This is a genomic window from Geobacillus sp. Manikaran-105, from assembly GCF_002809955.1.
GTDB classification, from domain to species: domain Bacteria; phylum Bacillota; class Bacilli; order Bacillales; family Anoxybacillaceae; genus Geobacillus; species Geobacillus thermophilus.
In genome coordinates this window covers 17,840-35,395 of sequence record NZ_PIJG01000030.1, presented here as the reverse complement: position 1 = coordinate 35,395, position 17,556 = coordinate 17,840, and the positions used below count along the sequence as shown (strand labels likewise).

The window sequence follows — 17,556 nt, the reverse complement described above, 5'->3', positions numbered from 1 at the left end:
ACAGAGTCGGAATTTTGTTCCGTTTGGTAAAATATACAAAAACCAGAGAGGGCTGACTCCAAAAGTCCGCTTTTTGGCGGACTTTTGGGTCAGCCCCTTGATATGATCAAGATTATCCAATGCTTCCTTCCATCTCGAACTTGATCAAGCGGTTCATCTCGACCGCGTATTCCATCGGCAGCTCTCTTGTGAATGGCTCGATAAAGCCCATGACGATCATTTCCGTCGCTTCCTGCTCGGAAATGCCGCGGCTCATCAAGTAGAACAGCTGCTCTTCCGACACTTTCGACACTTTCGCTTCGTGCTCAAGCGAGATGTTGTCGTTTAAAATTTCGTTGTACGGAATCGTGTCCGATGTCGACTGGTTGTCGAGAATGAGCGTATCGCATTCGATGTTCGAGCGCGAGCCGGACGCTTTGCGGCCGAAATGGACCATGCCGCGGTACGTGACTTTTCCGCCTTGCTTGGAGATCGACTTCGAGACGATCGTCGATGACGTATTCGGGGCCAAATGGATCATTTTCGCCCCGGCGTCTTGGTGCTGCCCTTTGCCGGCGATGGCGATCGACAGCGTCAAGCCGCGCGCCCCTTCGCCTTTTAAGATGACGGCCGGGTATTTCATCGTCAGCTTCGAGCCGATGTTGCCGTCGATCCATTCCATCGTCGCGTTTTCTTCGCAGACGGCGCGCTTCGTCACCAAGTTGAAGACGTTGTTCGCCCAGTTTTGGATCGTCGTGTAGCGGCAGTAGGCGCCTTTTTTGACGATGATTTCCACAACCGCGCTATGAAGCGAGTTCGTCGTGTAAATCGGCGCCGTGCAGCCTTCGACGTAATGGACGTGCGCCCCTTCGTCCACGATGATGAGCGTCCGTTCAAACTGCCCCATGTTTTCCGAGTTGATGCGGAAGTACGCCTGAAGCGGCGTATCGACTTTGACGCCTTTCGGGACGTAGATGAACGAACCGCCCGACCAGACGGCCGAGTTGAGCGCCGCAAATTTGTTGTCCGTCGGCGGCACGACTTTGGCGAAATACTCGCGGAACAAGTCTTCGTTTTCCTTCAGCGCCGAGTCGGTGTCTTTAAAGATGACGCCGAGTTTTTCGAGATCTTCTTTCATGTTGTGGTAGACGACTTCCGATTCGTATTGCGCCGAGACGCCGGCCAAATATTTTTGTTCCGCCTCTGGAATCCCTAATTTATCGAACGTCGCTTTGATCTCCGCCGGCACCTCATCCCACGAACGGCCCGATTTTTCCGTCGGTTTGACGTAGTACGTAATTTCATCGAAATCGAGGCTTGACAAGTCGCCGCCCCATTGCGGCATCGGTTTGCTGTAGAAGATGTCGAGCGCTTTTAAGCGGAACTCGAGCATCCATTGCGGTTCGTTTTTCATCCGCGAAATTTCTTCGACGACTTCACGCGTCAAGCCGCGCTGGGCGCGGAAGACGGAGACGTCCTTGTCGACGAAGCCGTACTTGTATTCACCGATTTCCGGTGCTTTTTTCGCCATCTCGGTTCACCTTCCTTTAGACTTAGTGGTGATGCAGTCCTTTTTCGAGCGCTTTCCACGCGAGCGTCGCGCATTTGATGCGGGCCGGAAACTTGGAAACGCCTTGGAGCGCTTCAATGTCGCCAAGGTCGACGGAATCGTCGTACTCTTTCCCTTGGATCATGTCGGAAAAAATGTGGGCGAGCCGAAGCGCTTCTTCCACCGTTTTCCCTTTGATCGCCTGCGTCATCATCGACGCCGACGACATCGAAATCGAACAGCCTTCCCCTTCAAATTTGACGTCGGCGACTTTTCCGTCTTCAACTTTCATCGTCAAGTGGATGCGGTCGCCGCACGTCGGGTTGTTCATGTTGACATCGACGTTCGTTCCTTCAAGCACCCCGCGGTTTCTCGGGTTTTTATAATGATCCATAATGACTTGGCGGTAAAGCTGGTCCAACGGATGGTTAGAAGACATGGCTGAAGTACTCCTTCGCTTTCTGTAATGCGGCGATGAATGCATCGATTTCCTCTTTGGTATTGTAAAGGTAAAAGCTCGCCCGGGCGGTCGCCGTCACGCCGAGCCATTTCATGAGCGGCTGGGCGCAATGGTGGCCGGCGCGGATGGCGATTCCTTCGGCGTCAAGGACAGTCGCCACATCGTGCGGATGCACCCCGTCGATGTTAAACGTCACAAGCCCCGCCCGCTCTTTCGGGCCATAGACGGTGACGCCTTCGATGTCCGCCATTCGTTCAAGCGCATATTGCGCCAGCTCATGCTCATGGGCGGCGATGGCGTCCAAGCCGACTTGTTCAAGGAAATCGATCGCTGCACCAAGGCCAATCGCCCCGGCGATGATCGGCGTGCCGCCTTCAAACTTCCACGGCAGCTCTTTCCACGTCGAGTCGTACAGCTCGACAAAATCGATCATTTCGCCGCCGAACTCGACCGGCTCCATCTGCTCAAGCCATTTCTTTTTGCCATATAATACGCCGATTCCCGTCGGCCCGCACATTTTATGGCCGGAAAGGGCGAGAAAATCGCAATCAAGTTCCTGAACATCGACCTTCATATGCGGAGCGCTTTGCGCCGCATCGACGACGACGACCGCCCCGCGCTCATGGGCGATGCGGGCGATCTCCCGCACCGGGTTGATCGTCCCAAGCACGTTCGATACATGAGCAATGGCGACAATCTTCGCTGCTTCGGTGACGGTCGCCTCGACATCGCGCAGATCGATCGTGCCGTCTTCCTGCATTGGAATGTATTTTAACGTCGCCCCCGTTTGTTTCGCCAGCTGCTGCCACGGAATCAAGTTGCTGTGATGCTCCATGTACGTGATGACGATCTCATCGCCTTCTTTGACGTTGGCGCGCCCGTAGCTGGAGGCGACCAAATTAAGCGATGCCGTCGTGCCACGCGTAAAGATGATTTCCTGCGTCGATTGGGCGTTTAAAAACCGCCGCACTTTTTCGCGCGCGCCTTCGTACGCATCGGTCGCCTTCGTCCCGAGCGTATGGACGCCGCGGTGGACGTTCGAGTTGTACTCGCGGTAATAGCGGTCAAGCGCCTCAATCACCGGCAGCGGCTTTTGCGATGTCGCCGCGCTGTCGAAATAAACGAGCGGATGGCCGTTGACATCCTGATGCAAAATTGGAAACAACGCGCGAATGTCGTTTACATTCATGATTGAACTTTCCTTTCAATCACTTCAATTAATTGGTTTTTCACGCCTTCAATCGGAATTGCTTCGACGACCGGCGCCAAAAAGCCGTGGATGATGAGCCGTTCCGCGTCGCGTCTCGGAATGCCGCGGCTCATTAAGTAATACAATTGGATCGGGTCAACGCGCCCGACAGAAGCGGCGTGGCCGGCCATGACGTCGTCTTCGTCAATCAACAAAATCGGGTTCGCATCGCCGCGCGCTTTTTCGCTCAACATCAAGACGCGCGACTCCTGCTCGGCGTTCGATTTTGACGCGCCGTGCTCAATTTTGCCGATGCCGTTGAAAATCGAGGTCGCGCTGTCGCGGACAACACCGTGCTTCAAAATTGTCCCTTCTGTATGCTTGCCGTAATGGATGACGCTCGTCGTAAAGTTTTGCACTTGCTCGCCGCGGCTGACCGCGACCGTTTTCGTATCGCCGAACGAGCCGTCGCCGACAAGGCGGGTGATGTTCTCGGAGACCGTATTGCCGTCATTCATCAGCCCGAGCGCCCATTCGATCCGTCCATCGCGCCCGGCGATGCCGCGCCGATTGACATACGTCGTGGTGCCTTTGGCCAAATGGTCGACAGCGGCGAAAAAGACGCTTGCGTTCGCTTGAGCAAACACCTCGGCGACCACATTAACGACCGCGTTTCCTTCGCGGCTTGCTGATATATAATTTTCGACAAACACGACGCGGCTGTTGTCTTCCGCCACGACGATGACATGGTTAAACAAGGCGATGTCGTCTTCGTCTTGAATATAGACTGCCTGAAGCGGCGTTTCAATCTCCACATTTTTCGGGACATAGACAAACACACCGCCGTTGAGCAGAGCCGCATGGAGCGCGGCAAGGCGGTGCTCATCCGGCTTGACCGCCGTCATCAAATAGTTTTTCAGCAAGTCGCCATGCTCGCGCGCTGCGGTGAAGATGTCGGTGAAAATGACGCCCTTCTCCTTCAACTCATCGGATAGCGACACATACGCCGGCGTATGGTTGCGCTGCACGTACAAATTTTTCGTTCCTTCGCCGGCTTGCATGAGCGCCTTGACCGCTTCAGGCAAGTCATCGAGGCCGGCATATGGCGCACTGTCAACGGCATGGCGTGAGAAGCCAGTGAAGTTCCAATTGTCGATTTTCGTTTTCTCCGGTTTCGGAAGCGGCAGCCGCTCCGCCAACCGAAGCGCCTCAAGGCGCCGCTCGGTCAGCCAGCCCGGTTCGCCGCGTCCGCTTGAGAACGTGCGGATGTAGGTTTCATCGAATGGGATTTTCGTTTCTGTCGCCATAGTCCTCCTCCTAACGCTTACGCTTCTTGTCCGACCGTTTCGTCTTCGATGCCGAGTTCTTTTTTGATCCAGTCGTACCCTTCCGCCTCAAGCCGCTGCGCCAGCTCCGGACCGCCGGACTTGACGATGCGCCCTTGCATCATGACATGCACATAATCCGGGGTGATGTAGTTGAGCAGCCGCTGGTAGTGGGTGATGATCAAACAGCCGAACTCGCTGCTGCGCATTTCGTTGACGCCTTTGGCGACGATTTTGAGCGCGTCGATATCGAGGCCGGAGTCGATCTCGTCCAAAATGGCGATTTTCGGCTCAAGCATCATCAGCTGCAAAATTTCGTTCCGCTTTTTCTCCCCGCCCGAGAATCCTTCATTCAAATAGCGGTGCGCCATATCCGGATTCATTTCCAAAAACGCCATTTTTTCATCGAGCTTGCGGATGAATTTCATAAGCGAAATTTCGTTGCCTTCGCCAAGGCGGGCGTTGATCGCCGCGCGCAAAAAGTCGGCGTTCGTCACCCCGCTGATTTCACTCGGATATTGCATCGCCAAAAACAGGCCGGCGCGCGCCCGCTCGTCGACTTCCATCTCGAGGACATCCTGGCCGTCGAGCGTCACCGATCCTTCTGTCACTTCATATTTTGGATGGCCCATAATGGCCGATGCCAACGTCGACTTCCCCGTTCCGTTCGGGCCCATGATGGCGTGGATTTCCCCACCTTTGACTTCCAAGTCCACTCCTTTTAAAATTTCCTTTCCCTCCACGGCGACGTGGAGATTGCGAATCGTCAATACCGCCATGCAGCATACCTCCAATTCTCAATTGAGAGTCAATTCGCTCGCTTGTCTTCTAGCGATCGCTCATTCTCATTTTATTCTCATTACAATTTTATAACAAATGAAAACTGCCTGCAACTTCCCTGCTCTGTTTTTCACGATGACCGTGTGAAAAAACAGCGCCTTTTACTATTTTACACGAAAACCTCAAGCTTGTACGAGTTTTTGCAAAAAAAAGACCCCGTTTTTTCCGGAGTCTAGTGAGCCGCCCGCAGCTCGCGGAGGCATTCTTGCACGAGCGTCACCGCCTGGCTCATCGCCGCCCCGCCGCCAAACGCGGCCGCCACCGCGCATACTTCCAAAATTTCCCGTTCCGACGCTCCTTCATCAAGGCAGCCTTTCGCATGGTAAATCGTGCAATACTCGTCTTGCGCCGCCAGGCTGATGCCGAGGGCGATTAATTGTTTTTCTTTTTTCGACAGCGCCCCCTCGGCAAAGCACGCTTCCGTAAACGCGTTAAACCGCTCGGCTACGTTCGGAAGTTTTTTGGGTGAACGCCCCTATCCCTTCTTTGTAGCGGTGAAGGGAGGATTCGACCGATGCATAAACGAATGGTATTGAAAGGGTGTGGAAACACCACCGTTTCGCCAACATCGACGGAATGTCATGATGAAAACGAATGGTTCTGTTCCACTCCCATCATCATAGGAAAGGGGGCAATGCCATTGATTCGTTGGGTTGTCTTTGCCTTAACCGCCGCTTTCGCTTCGTTTTTGGCATGGATCATCATCGGCAGCATTCTCGGTGAACACGGGGACGTCATCTTCAGTTTAACGACAGTGGTCGCCCTGCAAAACTGCGTCATCATCGTCATGCTCGCCGCCGTACTGGCGCGTTTGAACAACCGATGAAGCGCAGGAAAACAGACCGGCCGCGGCGTCTCTCCATCCAAAACGGTTTTGAACTTTCGTGCGGCTCTTTTTTGTGCAAAAAATAACGGAAGCGATTCGCTTCCGTTATTGATTGTTTGTCGCCGCTGGAATGACGGCGCCGTGGTATTTTTCTTTGATGAAATCTTGAATTTCTTTCGATTGCAGCACTTCGACAAGCGTTTTGATTTCTTTTCGGTTTTCATCGCCTTTGCGCACCGCCACAATGTTCACATACGGATTGTTTTTCGGCGACTCCACGGCGATCGGGTCTTTCGCCGGGTCCAAACCGGCGTCAAGCGCATAGTTGGCGTTGATCAAAACCGCATCGCCTTCGCCATTTTTGTAAATTTGCGGCAGAAGTCCAGCATCGACGTCCGCTTTAAATTTCAAATGTTTCGGGTTTTCGACGATGTCGTTGACCGTCGCTTTCGTTTTATCGACGCCCGGTTTCAGCTTAATGAGCCCCTTTTCTTGCAGCATCGACAAAATGCGGCCATGGTCGGCGACCGAGTTGCTCATGATGACCGTCGCGCCGTCCGGCAGTTCTTCAATGCTTTTGTATTTTTTGGAATACAGGCCGATCGGCTCAATGTGAATACCGCCGGCGTTGACGAAATCATAGCCGTGTTCTTTCATTTGCGATTCCAAGTACGGAATGTGCTGGAAGTAGTTGGCGTCGATGTCTTTATCAGCCAACGCTTTGTTCGGCAAGATGTAATCTTGGAACGTAATGATCTCCAAGTCGATTCCTTTTTCTTTCAAAATCGGTTTCGCTTTTTCCAAAATTTCCGCGTGCGGCACGTTCGACGCGCCGACTTTCAGTTTCACCAATTCGCCGCCTTTGCCCCCCTCGGCCGCGTTGTTGTTGTCGTTGCCGCCGCACGCCGCCAAAGTGAAGACAAGAACAGCAGCGAACAGGGCGCCAAGCCATTTTTTCATCGTTTTCTTCCTCCTTATCGTTTATCAATTTTGGAAGTGACAACGTCACCGATCAACTGAATGACAAAGACAATGACGAGCACCAACACGGTCGCGACAAACGTCACATCGTTATGGCTGCGCTGGAATCCTTCCAAATACGCCAAGTTCCCAAGCCCGCCGGCGCCGATGGCTCCAGCCATCGCCGTATAGCTGACGAGCGACACGGCCGTCACCGTAATGCCGGAGACGAGCGCCGGCAACGATTCCGGCAGCAGCACTTTCCAAATGATCGTCCACGTTGAGGCGCCCATCGCTTGGGCTGCTTCGATGACGCCTTTATCAATTTCGCGAAGGGCAATCTCCACCATGCGGGCGTAAAACGGCGCGGCCCCAATGACCAAAGCCGGCAGCGCCGCATTGGCGCCAAGCATCGTCCCAACAAGCCAGGTGGTAAACGGAATGAGCAAAATGATCAAAATAATAAACGGAATCGAGCGGAAAATGTTCACAAACGCCGCAATCACTGTATTGACAAACCGGTTTTCCCATAGGTTGCCCTTCGCTGTCAAAAATAGAAGCAAGCCAAGAACGATTCCGAGGACGAAAGTGGCCGCCACCGCCACTCCCGTCATATACAGCGTCTCGACCGTCGCCGCCCACATTGTCTCCCATTGGACGTTCGGCAGGAGGTTAGCGAGCATCGTGAATCACCTCCACCGCCACCTGCTGGCTTTGAATGTAGTCAAGCGCCCGGGCAATTTCATCCGCCGCCCCATCGATGTGCACAAACAGCACCCCATAAGCGCCTTGATGGGTTTGCGAAATTTTCCCTTGCAAAATATTCATATCGACGGCAAATTGCCGCACGACCTGGCTGATGAGCGGCTGGCCGGCCGCCGCGCCGACAAACGTCAGCTGCGCGATCAGCCCGCTCGGATATTGGCCAAACAAATGGGAAATCGCCTCTTCCGTCTCTTCCGGCTCGACGAGCTGCTTGACGAACCGCTTCGTGATCGGCTGCTGCGGGTTGCGGAACACATGCAACACTTCGCCTTGCTCAACGATTTTGCCGTTTTCCATCACGGCGACGCGGTCGCAAATTTTGCGGATGACGTGCATCTCATGGGTGATGAGCACGATCGTCAGCCCGAGCCGCTTGTTGATGTCGACAAGCAGGTCCAAAATCGCATCGGTCGTCTGCGGGTCGAGCGCCGATGTCGCCTCGTCGCAAAGCAGCACTTTCGGGTTGTTGGCGAGCGCCCGGGCAATGCCGACACGCTGCTTTTGCCCGCCGCTCAACTGCGACGGATACGCCTCTTCCCGCCCCGTGAGCCCGACGAGCTCGATCAGTTCATCGACCCGTTTTTGCCGCTCTGCTTTCGGAACACCCGCAATCTCGAGCGGAAACGCAATGTTTTCCCGCACTGTGCGCGACCAAAGCAAGTTGAAATGTTGGAAAATCATCCCGATCTCTTGACGCGCCTTGCGCAGCTCCCGCCCTTTGATGCGCCCCATGTCGCGGCCGGCGACGACCACCCGGCCGCCCGTCGGCTTCTCGAGCCCATTGAGCAAGCGGATGAGCGTACTTTTCCCCGCGCCGCTGTAGCCGATAATGCCGAAAATTTCCCCTTCGCGAATCTCAAGCGACACATTGTCGACGGCCGTGACCGAGCCGTTAGCCGCTTGATAGATTTTTGTCACATGTTCGAGTGTAATCATCGTTTCACCTTCCTTCCTCCCCAAGGCGGCGGAGCGCAAAAAGAAAACCTTTCTGCCCGCAGAGAACAGAAAGGTATTGTGCACCATTCCGTCTCTTATCTCTCAAAGCAGGCCGCTTTGTGTGAATTGGCACCTTTTCAGCGCACGCGCTGACGGTTGCCGGGCTTCATTGGGCACATCCCTCCACCTCTCTTGATAAGAGCGCAACAATCGCCTATTCGATTGACTACAGCTGTGATTGTATCACCTTGTGTCGAACATTGTCAATAAAAATTTCACCCAACATGCCGATACGGCTTAGCCAAATGGAGGAGCGACTCAAGCAGCAACAGATGACGAAAGCTTCCCGATACATGCACTTCGCGCAGCCGGACGAGCTGCTGCAGCTTCAGCTCGCCGCCTAAAAGCGAGCAAAGCGCTTTTTTGGAGCCGCGCACCGTCAAGACGTTCCGTTCATCAGGTTCCCTTCCGGCGGCAAGCTCCTTGCCGAGCGCCACGATGGCGGTCTCTTCCTCGCTTTCAAAGCGGACATACAGCTGCTCATCCGGCAAAATCGGCAACAAATGGCGCAACGTTTGCATCCGTTCCATAAACTGCCCTACCAACTCGCGCATTTCCATTGAGCATCCTCCCCCCCATCTCCTTTGTCCTTTTATTTCCATGCCGAAGGGGGAGAATCCTTTACAAAAATCTCGACAGCCGCCGTGGCGAACCAACGCCGTTTTTGTCATTTCCCAAGAAATGTGTCAAACGGCGTCAAAAAACGGCGGATCGTCAGCGCGGCAAACGGGCGCGGATTGCTTCGTACAAATAAGGGACCGAATGGAACGCATACCATTTGCCGATGATCTCTCCGCCGGCGAAAAGAAGCAAGCACGGAACGCTTTCAATTTTCCACGCCGCCGCCTGCTCGGGGATGTAGTTGATGTCCGTTTCGCAAAACGGTATGTCCGGAAACAATTGTTCTAGGACAACAAGCATGCGCCTCGCCAACTGGCACGTGCCGCACAGCGGGGTATACAACGAAAGAGCGAGAAGCGGCTCCCCTTCCACCATTCGCTTAATATCGTTTCGACCGATTGTGTTCACTCGCCTCTTCCTCTCATGAACGATTCGATACGGACGTCAAAATGGGCGCGCAGCAGCACATGCGCCAAATGCCAGATCGGGGCGGCGGCCACTTCGCGATACGCCCGGTCAATGTAAATATGCCCTGCTTCCGGAAACACCCGGCGGAACTGCCGGTGCAATTTTTCCCCCGCCTCATCGGCATCGGCGAGCACGTACACATCCCGCCCTTCGAGTTCATCGGCCAGCTCCTCAAGGCGCGCATCGCTGATCGTGCCGTTCGTGCAAATGATGACAACCGGCTCGTTCAGCACGGCCGCCACTTTTTCCTTATCTGACCGCCCTTCCACAATAATCACTTTTTCCACCTGTCGCATGTCCGACCCACCTAACGTGAATGAGGATACAATATTGTATGGCAACAGAAAAGCAACGGCCATCCGCCGTTGCCTCCTAACACCAGCCCGCCTCCCCGTCGCAGTCGACATATTTTTGATCCGGTTCAACGGTAGCGGTGACCCATTTTCAAATTCTTCCATTTGCTCGCTTTATCCGTTTTTCCACGCTACAGCCGCAGGAAGCGGAAGGCGGCCGATGAGCTCGCCTCCCTCGTACAGTTCGATCGTGCGGCCGTTCCATTTGCCGGTGACCCGGTCCGTGACATCCAGTTGCTTCGTTTGCAGCACCATCACGAGCACCCCTTTTTCATCACATTCCGGTATGTATAGGGGGCCCGGTTCGAAGCGAACTTTGCAGGAACGTTTATCCTTCGTTGATCATCGCTTCGTATTGTTCGGCCGTCAACAAGTTGTCCACTTCGCTTAAGTCTTTCGGCTCAATAACGATCATCCATGCTTTTTCATACGGTGATTCGTTCACATATTCCGGATTGTCGTTCAACGCTTCGTTCACTTCGACGACCGTGCCGCTGATCGGCGCATACAATTCCGAGACGGTTTTCACCGACTCAACGCTGCCGAACGGCTCGTTCGCTGTCAGTTCCGCGCCGACTTCCGGCAGCTCGACAAACACGATGTCGCCCAGCTCCGATTGGGCGAAATCGGTGATGCCGATGCGCACTTTGTCCCCTTCGACGCGCACCCACTCATGCTCTTTCGAATAACGGAGTTCTTTCGGCGTGTTCATCAAATCCCTCCAGTGCGGCAAGTTGTGTTCTTTTTCATCATAACCGATTTTTCGCCAAAACTCACTGAATTCATTTCATTTCGGCCAAATTTTTTATGTTTCCGTCGAAACGCGCCCGGCAAAACACGATTCGTAGTCTTGTTCGCGGAATCCGACCACGACCCGCTCCCCGTCCGTTAAAATCGGCCGCTTGACGAGCATGCCGTCCGAGGCGAGCCACGTGAGCATCTCGTCTTCCGAGGCGCCATCGAGCTTGTCTTTCAATCCGAGTTCGCGGTATTTCATGCCGCTTGTATTGAAAAATTTTTTGAGCGGCAGCCCGCTTTTTCGATGCAAGTCGGCGAGCTGTTCTTTCGTCAGCGGCTCGTCGACCAAATGCACCGTTTGCACCTCAATGCCGTGTTCATCGAGCCAACGCTTCGCCTTCCGGCACGTTCCGCATTTTGGATACCAGTAGAGCGTCAGCGCCATCCGCATTCCTCCCTTTCATTCGACGGCTTGGAATTCATGGAAAAAGAAGCACCAGGCAAACGCCTGGCACTTCCCATTATCACACAATATACCGTTCCGCTTCAATGAGGGCGGCAGCCGCCTCGCGTTTTTTCGCGATCACATTGATCGGCGTATGGCGCGTCAACCGGCGGAGAGCGGCGAGCATCATCCGCAGCGTGTCGCCTTGTTCGACGGCGACAAGCGTTTCTTTCGCATGCGCCTCAATTTCATTGAACGCCTCTTGGCAGAAAATTTGCGTATAGAGCAATTTTTGTTTGTGTTTCTCTTCCCCGCCCGCATTAATCGCTTTTTCGGTGCGGAGAAGCGCCGATTCCATGGCATAGATGTTGGCGACAATATCGGCGATGTTCACGAGCACTTCTTGCTCTTCCTCAATTTTCGGACCGAATTTTTGCGCCGCTAGCCCGGCGACCATCAAGGCGATTTTTTTCGCGTTGCGCACCAAATATTTCTCTTGTTCGAGCGCGCCCGTTCCCGGTTCTTCGGCCGTCATCATCATCAGCTCTTCTTGCAGCTGCTGCGCTTTTTGGAAGAGCGGCAGCTCGCCTTTTAGCGCTTTTTTCAAATACATGCCCGGCACGAGCAGGCGGTTGATTTCATTCGTCCCTTCAAAAATGCGGTTGATGCGCGAATCGCGGTAGGCGCGCTCAATTTCGTATTCCTGCATGAAGCCGTAGCCGCCGTGGATTTGCACGCCTTCGTCCACGATGTAATCGAGCACCTCGGTCGCGAAAAACTTGTTCAGCGAGCACTCGATCGCGTATTCGGCAATCGATTTCGCCACTTCCTTGCCGTCTTTCGCTTTTTCCCCATCGAGCAGGCCCATCCGTTCATCGAACAAGCCGACCGTGCGGTACACCGAGCTTTCCGCCGCATACAGACGCGACGCCATCGTCGCAAATTTTTCTTGCGTCAGCGTAAACTGCGAAATCGGGCGTTTGAACTGCTGGCGTTGGTTCGCGTATTTGAGCGTGATTTCAAGCGCCCGTTTCGCGCCGCCGACCGCCCCTAACCCAAGCTTGTAGCGGCCGATGTTTAAAATGTTGAAGGCGATGACATGGCCTTTTCCGATTTCACCGAGCACGTTTTCTTTCGGCACCGGCACGTCTTGCAAAATGAGCGTTCGCGTCGACGAGCTTTTAATCCCCATTTTCTTTTCTTCCGGACCAGTTGAAACGCCCGGGAAGTCGCGTTCCACGATGAACGCCGTAAAGTGCTGGCCGTCCACTTTCGCGTAGACGACGAACACATCGGCGAAACCGGAGTTCGTGATCCATTGCTTTTCGCCGTTTAAAATGTAATGCGTTCCTTCTGCATTCAATTTCGCCGTCGTTTTCGCGCCGAGGGCGTCCGAACCCGATCCCGGCTCCGTCAAGGCATAGGCGGCGATTTTTTCGCCAGTCGCCAACTGCGGCAAATATTTTTGCTTTTGTTCTTCCGTGCCGAACAAGACGATCGGCAGCGAGCCAATCCCGACGTGCGCCCCGTGCGAAATCGCAAAACCGCCGGCCGGCGCCATCTGTTCTGCGATGATGGCCGAGCTCACTTTATCCAGACCCAACCCGCCGTATTCTTCCGGAATGTCGGCGCTTAGCAAACCGAGTTCGCCCGCTTTGCGAAGCAGTTTCACGGAACGGTCAAACTCATGGTTTTCCAAATGCTCCAGCTGCGGGAGCACTTCATTGTTAACATACTCTTCCGTCGTTTTGGCAATCATATGATGCTCGTCGGTGAAATCTTCCGGCGTAAAGACGCGCTCGGCCGGAATGTCTTCGATTAAAAAGCTGCCGCCTTTGATCGCTTCTTCCATTGTTTTCGCCATCGTTCGTTTCCTCCCCCGAAAAATGATGGATAATCCGGGCGGCATCCGCCCAGCAACCTTTGATCGTGTTGGCCTAGGCGCCCTGGCGGCTGCGCCGGGGCGCGATTTTCGTCAGTTCTCTAATCCAGCATTCATCTCCTTGTTTCGGCCCTCTTGCCGACTTGGGACCGGCAGCCGAACCGCTTTGACCTAGGGCGGTCGATCCGTCCGACGGCCAACTCGTCCGGCTTCCTTATGGCAGCAGTTCAAACACGCCGGCTGCGCCCATGCCGCCGCCGATGCACATCGTCACAATGCCGAACTGGACGTTGCGGCGCCGCATTTCATGAAGCAACGACAACGTCAGCTTCGCGCCCGTGCAGCCGAGCGGGTGGCCGAGCGCAATCGCCCCGCCGTTGACATTGACGATCTCTTCGTCAAGCCCGAGCTCGCGAATGACTTGAATCGACTGGGACGCGAACGCTTCGTTCAGCTCGATCAAGCCGATGTCGGACAGCTCAAGGCCGGCGAGCTTCAACGCTTTCGGCACCGCCGCGACCGGGCCGATCCCCATCACTTCCGGCGGCACGCCGGCGACGGCAAACGAGCGGAACTTGCCAAGCGGCCTTAAACCGAGCGACTCTGCTTTTTCACGGTCCATCACCATGACCGCCGCCGCCCCGTCGCTCATTTGCGACGCGTTGCCGGCTGTGACCGTGCCGTTGGCGGCAAACGCCGGGCGCAGTTTCGCGAGCGTTTCCATATTCGTGTCCGGGCGCACGCCTTCATCTTGTGTAAAGACGACTTTCTCCTCAACGAGTTTGTTGCCTTCTACTTTGCGCACCGTCACCTCGACCGGCACGATTTCTTCATTGAATTTTCCTTCGGCAATCGCCTTCGCGGCGCGCTGGTGGCTGCGCACCGCGAACGCGTCTTGATCTTCGCGGCTCACGCCGTATTTTTTCGCCACTTGCTCGGCCGTGTGCCCCATCGACATGTAATATTCCGGCGCCTCTTCGGCCAGGCGGGCGTTCGGGCGGACGACATGGCCCATCATTGGCACCATGCTCATTGATTCAACCCCGCCGGCAATGACCGTATCCGAATGGCCGAGCATGACCCGTTCGGCCGCATAGGCGATCGCCTGCAGGCCGGACGAACAATACCGGTTGATCGTAATCGCCGGCACCGTGTACGGCAGCCCGGCGAGCGCCCCGATGTTGCGGGCGATGTTCAGTCCTTGCTCCGCCTCGGGCATGGCGCAGCCGATAATTAAGTCGTCGATATTCCCATCATAGTTCCCTGCACGCTTCAACGTTTCCTTGACAACGAGCGCTCCCAAATCGTCCGGCCGCGTATGGGCGAGCGTTCCTTTTTTCGCCTTGCCGACCGGTGTGCGCGCTCCCGCGACAATGACCGCTTCTCTCACGCCAGTCCCCCCCTTGAATCCCCCGCTTTAGTTGCGGAGCGGTTTTCCTTTCACCAACATATGCTGCATGCGCGCTTGCGTCTTCGGCTCGCCGATGAGGCTCAAAAACGCCTCGCGCTCGAGATCGAGCAAATATTGCTCGTCGACTTCCGTTCCGTACGGCACTTTTCCGCCGGCCAGGACGTACGCCAATTTTTTCGCGATTTTCAAATCGTGCTCGCTGATGTAGCCGGAATGGAACATCGACTGCGCCCCAAGCAGCATGGCCGCATAGCCGCTTTCGCCGGCCACCGGCACTTTCTTCCTTACAGGAGGCCGGTACCCTTCCTCATACATCGAGAGCACCGCCTGTTTCGCTTCATACAGCAGATGGTCGCCGTTCATCGTGATGCCGTCGCGGTGATTCAAGAAGCCAAGCTCGCGCGCTTCCGCCGCTGACGTCGACACTTTCGCCATGGCGATCGTTTCAAATACGCTGGCCGCGATTTTGACGTAGTCGACGTCCACGCCGCGCGGCAGGCTGTTCAACCGTTTGATGTACAGCTCCTTGTTGCCGCCGCCGCCCGGAATCAAGCCGACGCCGACTTCGACGAGCCCGATGTACGTCTCGGCCGCCGCTTGGATGCGTGAAGCCGCCAAGCTCACTTCCGCCCCGCCGCCTAACGTCATGGCAAACGGCGCGACGACGACCGGTTTCGGGTTATATTTGACGCGCATGAGCGCTTGCTGGAACTGGCGGACGGCAAGCTCCAATTCAAAGAAGTTTTCATCTTGCGCTTCCATCAGCATCATCGCCAAGTTGGCGCCGACGCAGAAGTTTTTCCCTTGGTTGCCGATGACGAGCCCTTTGTAATTGCGGTTCACTTCCTCAAGCGCCTCGTTGATCATGTACACGATGTCCGCACCGATTGCGTTGTTCGGCGAATGGAACTCCAAAAGCGCCACGTCGTCGCCGAGGTCGATGAGGCTTGCACCCGCATTTTTCTTGATGACGCCCCGCTGTTCCTTCAGCCGGCGGATGTGGATGACTTTTTCGCTTTCTTCTACTGGTTTATACCCGCCCGGCGCATAATAGAACAGCCGGCCGTTTTCGGTTTGATAGAACGATGCGGCTCCGTCGGCGAGCATGTCCGTAATCCACGCCGGAACATCACGCCCTTCCGCCTGCATTTTCCGCACCGACTTCTCGAGGCCGATCGCATCCCACAGTTCAAACGGGCCTTGCTCCCAGCCGAACCCCCACTTCATCGCCCGGTCGATCGCCACGATGTCGTCAGCGATCTCCCCGACAAGGCGGGCGGTGTACAGCAACGTCGGTGCGATGATGTTCCAAAGGAGCGTTCCCGCGCGGTCGCCGTCCGCATAGACGAGCGTTTGCAACTTGGCGGCCGTTCCTTTCGCCTGCTTCGCCATTTCCACCGCCGAGGTGACGAGCTTTTTGCGCGGCTCGTATTGCATCGTGACGTAGTTCAGCTCGAGAATGTCTTTTCCTTGCTTGAGGAAAAACCCTTGTCCAGATTTGCTGCCGAGCCAGCCGTTTTCAAGCATCGTGTTCATAAACTCCGGCACGCGGAACGCCTCTTTTTCTTCCCCTTCGACGTTTTCATACACATTGTTGGCGACATGCACGAACGTATCGAGTCCGACGACGTCAAGCGTGCGGAACGTCGCGCTTTTCGGCCGGCCGATGAGCGGCCCCGTCACCGAATCAACCTCGCCGACGCTGTAGCCCCCTTGCATCATCTCGCGGACAGTGACAAGCAAGCCATACGTGCCGATCCGGTTGGCGATGAAGTTCGGCGTATCTTTCGCCATCACGACGCCTTTGCCGAGCACGTCTTCGGCGAACGTTTTCATATAGGCGACCACATCCGGATCGGTATGCTCCGTCGGGATGATTTCAAGCAGCTTCAAATAGCGCGGCGGATTGAAGAAATGCGTGCCTAAAAAGTGTTTTTTGAAATCATCCGAACGCCCCTCCGCCATCGCGGCGATCGAGATGCCGGATGTGTTCGAGCTGACGATCGTCCCCGGCGTCCGCACCTCGTCAACGCGGGCGAAAACGCTTCGTTTGACATCCAAGTTTTCGACGACGACTTCAATGATCCAATCAACATCCGCCAGCCGATGGAAATCGTCTTCAAAGTTGCCGGTTTCAATGAGCGCCAGATTGTCTTGAGCCATCAGCGGCGCCGGCTTTTGCTTTTTCATCCGCTCGAGCGCCTGATTGGCGAGGCGGTTGCGCACTTGTTTATGCTCGAGCGTCCAACCTTTTGCTTCTTCCTCTTTCGTCAATTCCCGCGGCACGATATCCAACAGCAGCGTCGGAATGCCGACGTTCGCCAAATGGGCGGCAATGCCCGAACCCATGACGCCGGACCCAAGCACCGCAGCGCGCCGAATGCGTTTTGCCATTTCGGTTCCCCCTCACACCATTGAATGAATCATCATTCATTTTTCGGCGAAAAAAATAGCCGTGAAAACGTTCTCTATATTCAATATATAGTATGTTGGTAATTTTCGCAATATATTTGCGCACATTTTTTTCACATCGCCGCCGTTCTTTCAATCCATACTAACAACCAGGAGGTGAAGACGATGGCCCGGCTGAAAAAAAATCCGTCTGAACGCGGCGTCAGCGCGGCGAGCGTGAAAGGAAACGCCGGCCCGACGGTCGAAGCCGATGGCGGCGGCAAGCGGACGAGCCAAAATCAGCAGTACAAAAAGCACAACATGCAAGGGGACTGAACGCCTAAGGGCGTCCGTCCCC

General features: G+C 55.2%; 19 protein-coding genes, 1 pseudogene and 1 riboswitch. Of the genes and pseudogenes, 2 read left to right on the top strand and 18 right to left on the bottom strand.

Annotated features, from left to right (window positions below; translation table 11 throughout):
• Positions 1–112: 112 nt before the first annotated feature.
• The 6 genes and pseudogenes from sufB to CV945_RS10235 all read right to left on the bottom strand — a co-directional run bounded on the left by sufB (position 113) and on the right by CV945_RS10235 (position 5,911).
• Positions 113–1,510 (bottom strand): Fe-S cluster assembly protein SufB, encoded by a 1,398-nt coding sequence (gene sufB, locus CV945_RS10260; RefSeq protein ID WP_015375743.1) that lies wholly within the window; start codon positions 1,508–1,510, stop codon positions 113–115.
• Between the two features lie 22 nt (positions 1,511–1,532).
• Positions 1,533–1,967, bottom strand: coding sequence for a Fe-S cluster assembly sulfur transfer protein SufU (gene sufU, locus CV945_RS10255; RefSeq protein WP_015375744.1), 435 nt, complete (start codon positions 1,965–1,967; stop codon positions 1,533–1,535).
• Entirely contained in the window at positions 1,957–3,177 is a 1,221-nt protein-coding gene (locus CV945_RS10250) for a cysteine desulfurase (RefSeq protein WP_063329817.1), read from the bottom strand. Before CV945_RS10250 ends, sufU begins: the two co-directional genes overlap by 11 nt.
• Complete coding sequence (gene sufD / locus CV945_RS10245) at positions 3,174–4,484, bottom strand: Fe-S cluster assembly protein SufD (protein ID WP_063193246.1); 1,311 nt, start codon at positions 4,482–4,484, stop codon at positions 3,174–3,176. The genes CV945_RS10250 and sufD overlap by 4 nt, the downstream gene beginning before the upstream one ends.
• 17 nt (positions 4,485–4,501) lie before the next feature.
• Positions 4,502–5,281, bottom strand: a complete 780-nt coding sequence (gene sufC / locus CV945_RS10240) for a Fe-S cluster assembly ATPase SufC (RefSeq protein WP_011232465.1) — start codon at positions 5,279–5,281, stop codon at positions 4,502–4,504.
• Between the two features lie 233 nt (positions 5,282–5,514).
• Positions 5,515–5,911, bottom strand: a pseudogene (locus tag CV945_RS10235) (carboxymuconolactone decarboxylase family protein).
• A 65-nt stretch (positions 5,912–5,976) separates the two neighbouring features.
• Between CV945_RS10235 and CV945_RS10230 the strand changes: the two are divergent.
• Entirely contained in the window at positions 5,977–6,168 is a 192-nt protein-coding gene (locus CV945_RS10230; RefSeq protein ID WP_033010372.1) for a hypothetical protein, read from the top strand.
• Positions 6,169–6,273: 105 nt separating this feature from the next.
• Here the strand turns inward: CV945_RS10230 and CV945_RS10225 are convergent, their stop codons facing one another.
• The 12 genes from CV945_RS10225 to CV945_RS10170 form a co-directional block, all read right to left on the bottom strand.
• Complete coding sequence (locus tag CV945_RS10225; protein WP_100659696.1) at positions 6,274–7,128, bottom strand: MetQ/NlpA family ABC transporter substrate-binding protein; 855 nt, start codon at positions 7,126–7,128, stop codon at positions 6,274–6,276.
• 14 nt (positions 7,129–7,142) lie between these two features.
• The gene (locus CV945_RS10220) at positions 7,143–7,811 is read right to left on the bottom strand and encodes a methionine ABC transporter permease (RefSeq protein WP_020961126.1); all 669 of its coding nucleotides are present in this window, start codon (positions 7,809–7,811) and stop codon (positions 7,143–7,145) included.
• The gene (locus CV945_RS10215) at positions 7,801–8,829 is read right to left on the bottom strand and encodes a methionine ABC transporter ATP-binding protein (RefSeq protein ID WP_100659695.1); all 1,029 of its coding nucleotides are present in this window, start codon (positions 8,827–8,829) and stop codon (positions 7,801–7,803) included. The genes CV945_RS10220 and CV945_RS10215 overlap by 11 nt, the downstream gene beginning before the upstream one ends.
• Positions 8,830–8,921: 92 nt before the next feature.
• A riboswitch (SAM riboswitch) is annotated at positions 8,922–9,031 on the bottom strand.
• Between the two features lie 73 nt (positions 9,032–9,104).
• Positions 9,105–9,449, bottom strand: coding sequence for a hypothetical protein (locus tag CV945_RS10210; protein WP_063329822.1), 345 nt, complete (start codon positions 9,447–9,449; stop codon positions 9,105–9,107).
• A gap of 154 nt (positions 9,450–9,603) precedes the next feature.
• Positions 9,604–9,918: a thioredoxin family protein gene (locus CV945_RS10205; protein ID WP_094239171.1), complete on the bottom strand. Its 315-nt coding sequence runs from the start codon at positions 9,916–9,918 to the stop codon at positions 9,604–9,606.
• Positions 9,915–10,274, bottom strand: a complete 360-nt coding sequence (locus CV945_RS10200; RefSeq protein WP_100659697.1) for a ribonuclease M5 — start codon at positions 10,272–10,274, stop codon at positions 9,915–9,917. Before CV945_RS10200 ends, CV945_RS10205 begins: the two co-directional genes overlap by 4 nt.
• Before the next feature lie 171 nt (positions 10,275–10,445).
• Positions 10,446–10,586 carry a DUF2553 family protein gene (locus CV945_RS17785; RefSeq protein ID WP_233205007.1) on the bottom strand — a complete coding sequence of 47 codons (141 nt, stop codon included), beginning with the start codon at positions 10,584–10,586 and terminating at the stop codon, positions 10,446–10,448.
• Positions 10,587–10,659: 73 nt separating this feature from the next.
• The gene (gene gcvH / locus CV945_RS10190) at positions 10,660–11,043 is read right to left on the bottom strand and encodes a glycine cleavage system protein GcvH (protein ID WP_033016348.1); all 384 of its coding nucleotides are present in this window, start codon (positions 11,041–11,043) and stop codon (positions 10,660–10,662) included.
• Between the two features lie 93 nt (positions 11,044–11,136).
• Positions 11,137–11,514: an arsenate reductase family protein gene (locus tag CV945_RS10185; RefSeq protein ID WP_033010367.1), complete on the bottom strand. Its 378-nt coding sequence runs from the start codon at positions 11,512–11,514 to the stop codon at positions 11,137–11,139.
• A gap of 79 nt (positions 11,515–11,593) precedes the next feature.
• Entirely contained in the window at positions 11,594–13,378 is a 1,785-nt protein-coding gene (locus CV945_RS10180; RefSeq protein WP_033010365.1) for an acyl-CoA dehydrogenase family protein, read from the bottom strand.
• A 232-nt stretch (positions 13,379–13,610) separates the two neighbouring features.
• Positions 13,611–14,786 carry an acetyl-CoA C-acetyltransferase gene (locus CV945_RS10175; RefSeq protein WP_050367772.1) on the bottom strand — a complete coding sequence of 392 codons (1,176 nt, stop codon included), beginning with the start codon at positions 14,784–14,786 and terminating at the stop codon, positions 13,611–13,613.
• A gap of 27 nt (positions 14,787–14,813) precedes the next feature.
• On the bottom strand, positions 14,814–17,201 hold the full coding sequence (locus CV945_RS10170) for a 3-hydroxyacyl-CoA dehydrogenase/enoyl-CoA hydratase family protein (RefSeq protein WP_100659694.1): 2,388 nt from the start codon (positions 17,199–17,201) through the stop codon (positions 14,814–14,816).
• A 183-nt stretch (positions 17,202–17,384) separates the two neighbouring features.
• Here CV945_RS10170 and CV945_RS10165 point away from each other — a divergent pair, with 183 nt between their 5' ends.
• Positions 17,385–17,534, top strand: coding sequence for a YuzL family protein (locus CV945_RS10165; protein WP_011232479.1), 150 nt, complete (start codon positions 17,385–17,387; stop codon positions 17,532–17,534).
• Positions 17,535–17,556 lie beyond the last annotated feature (22 nt).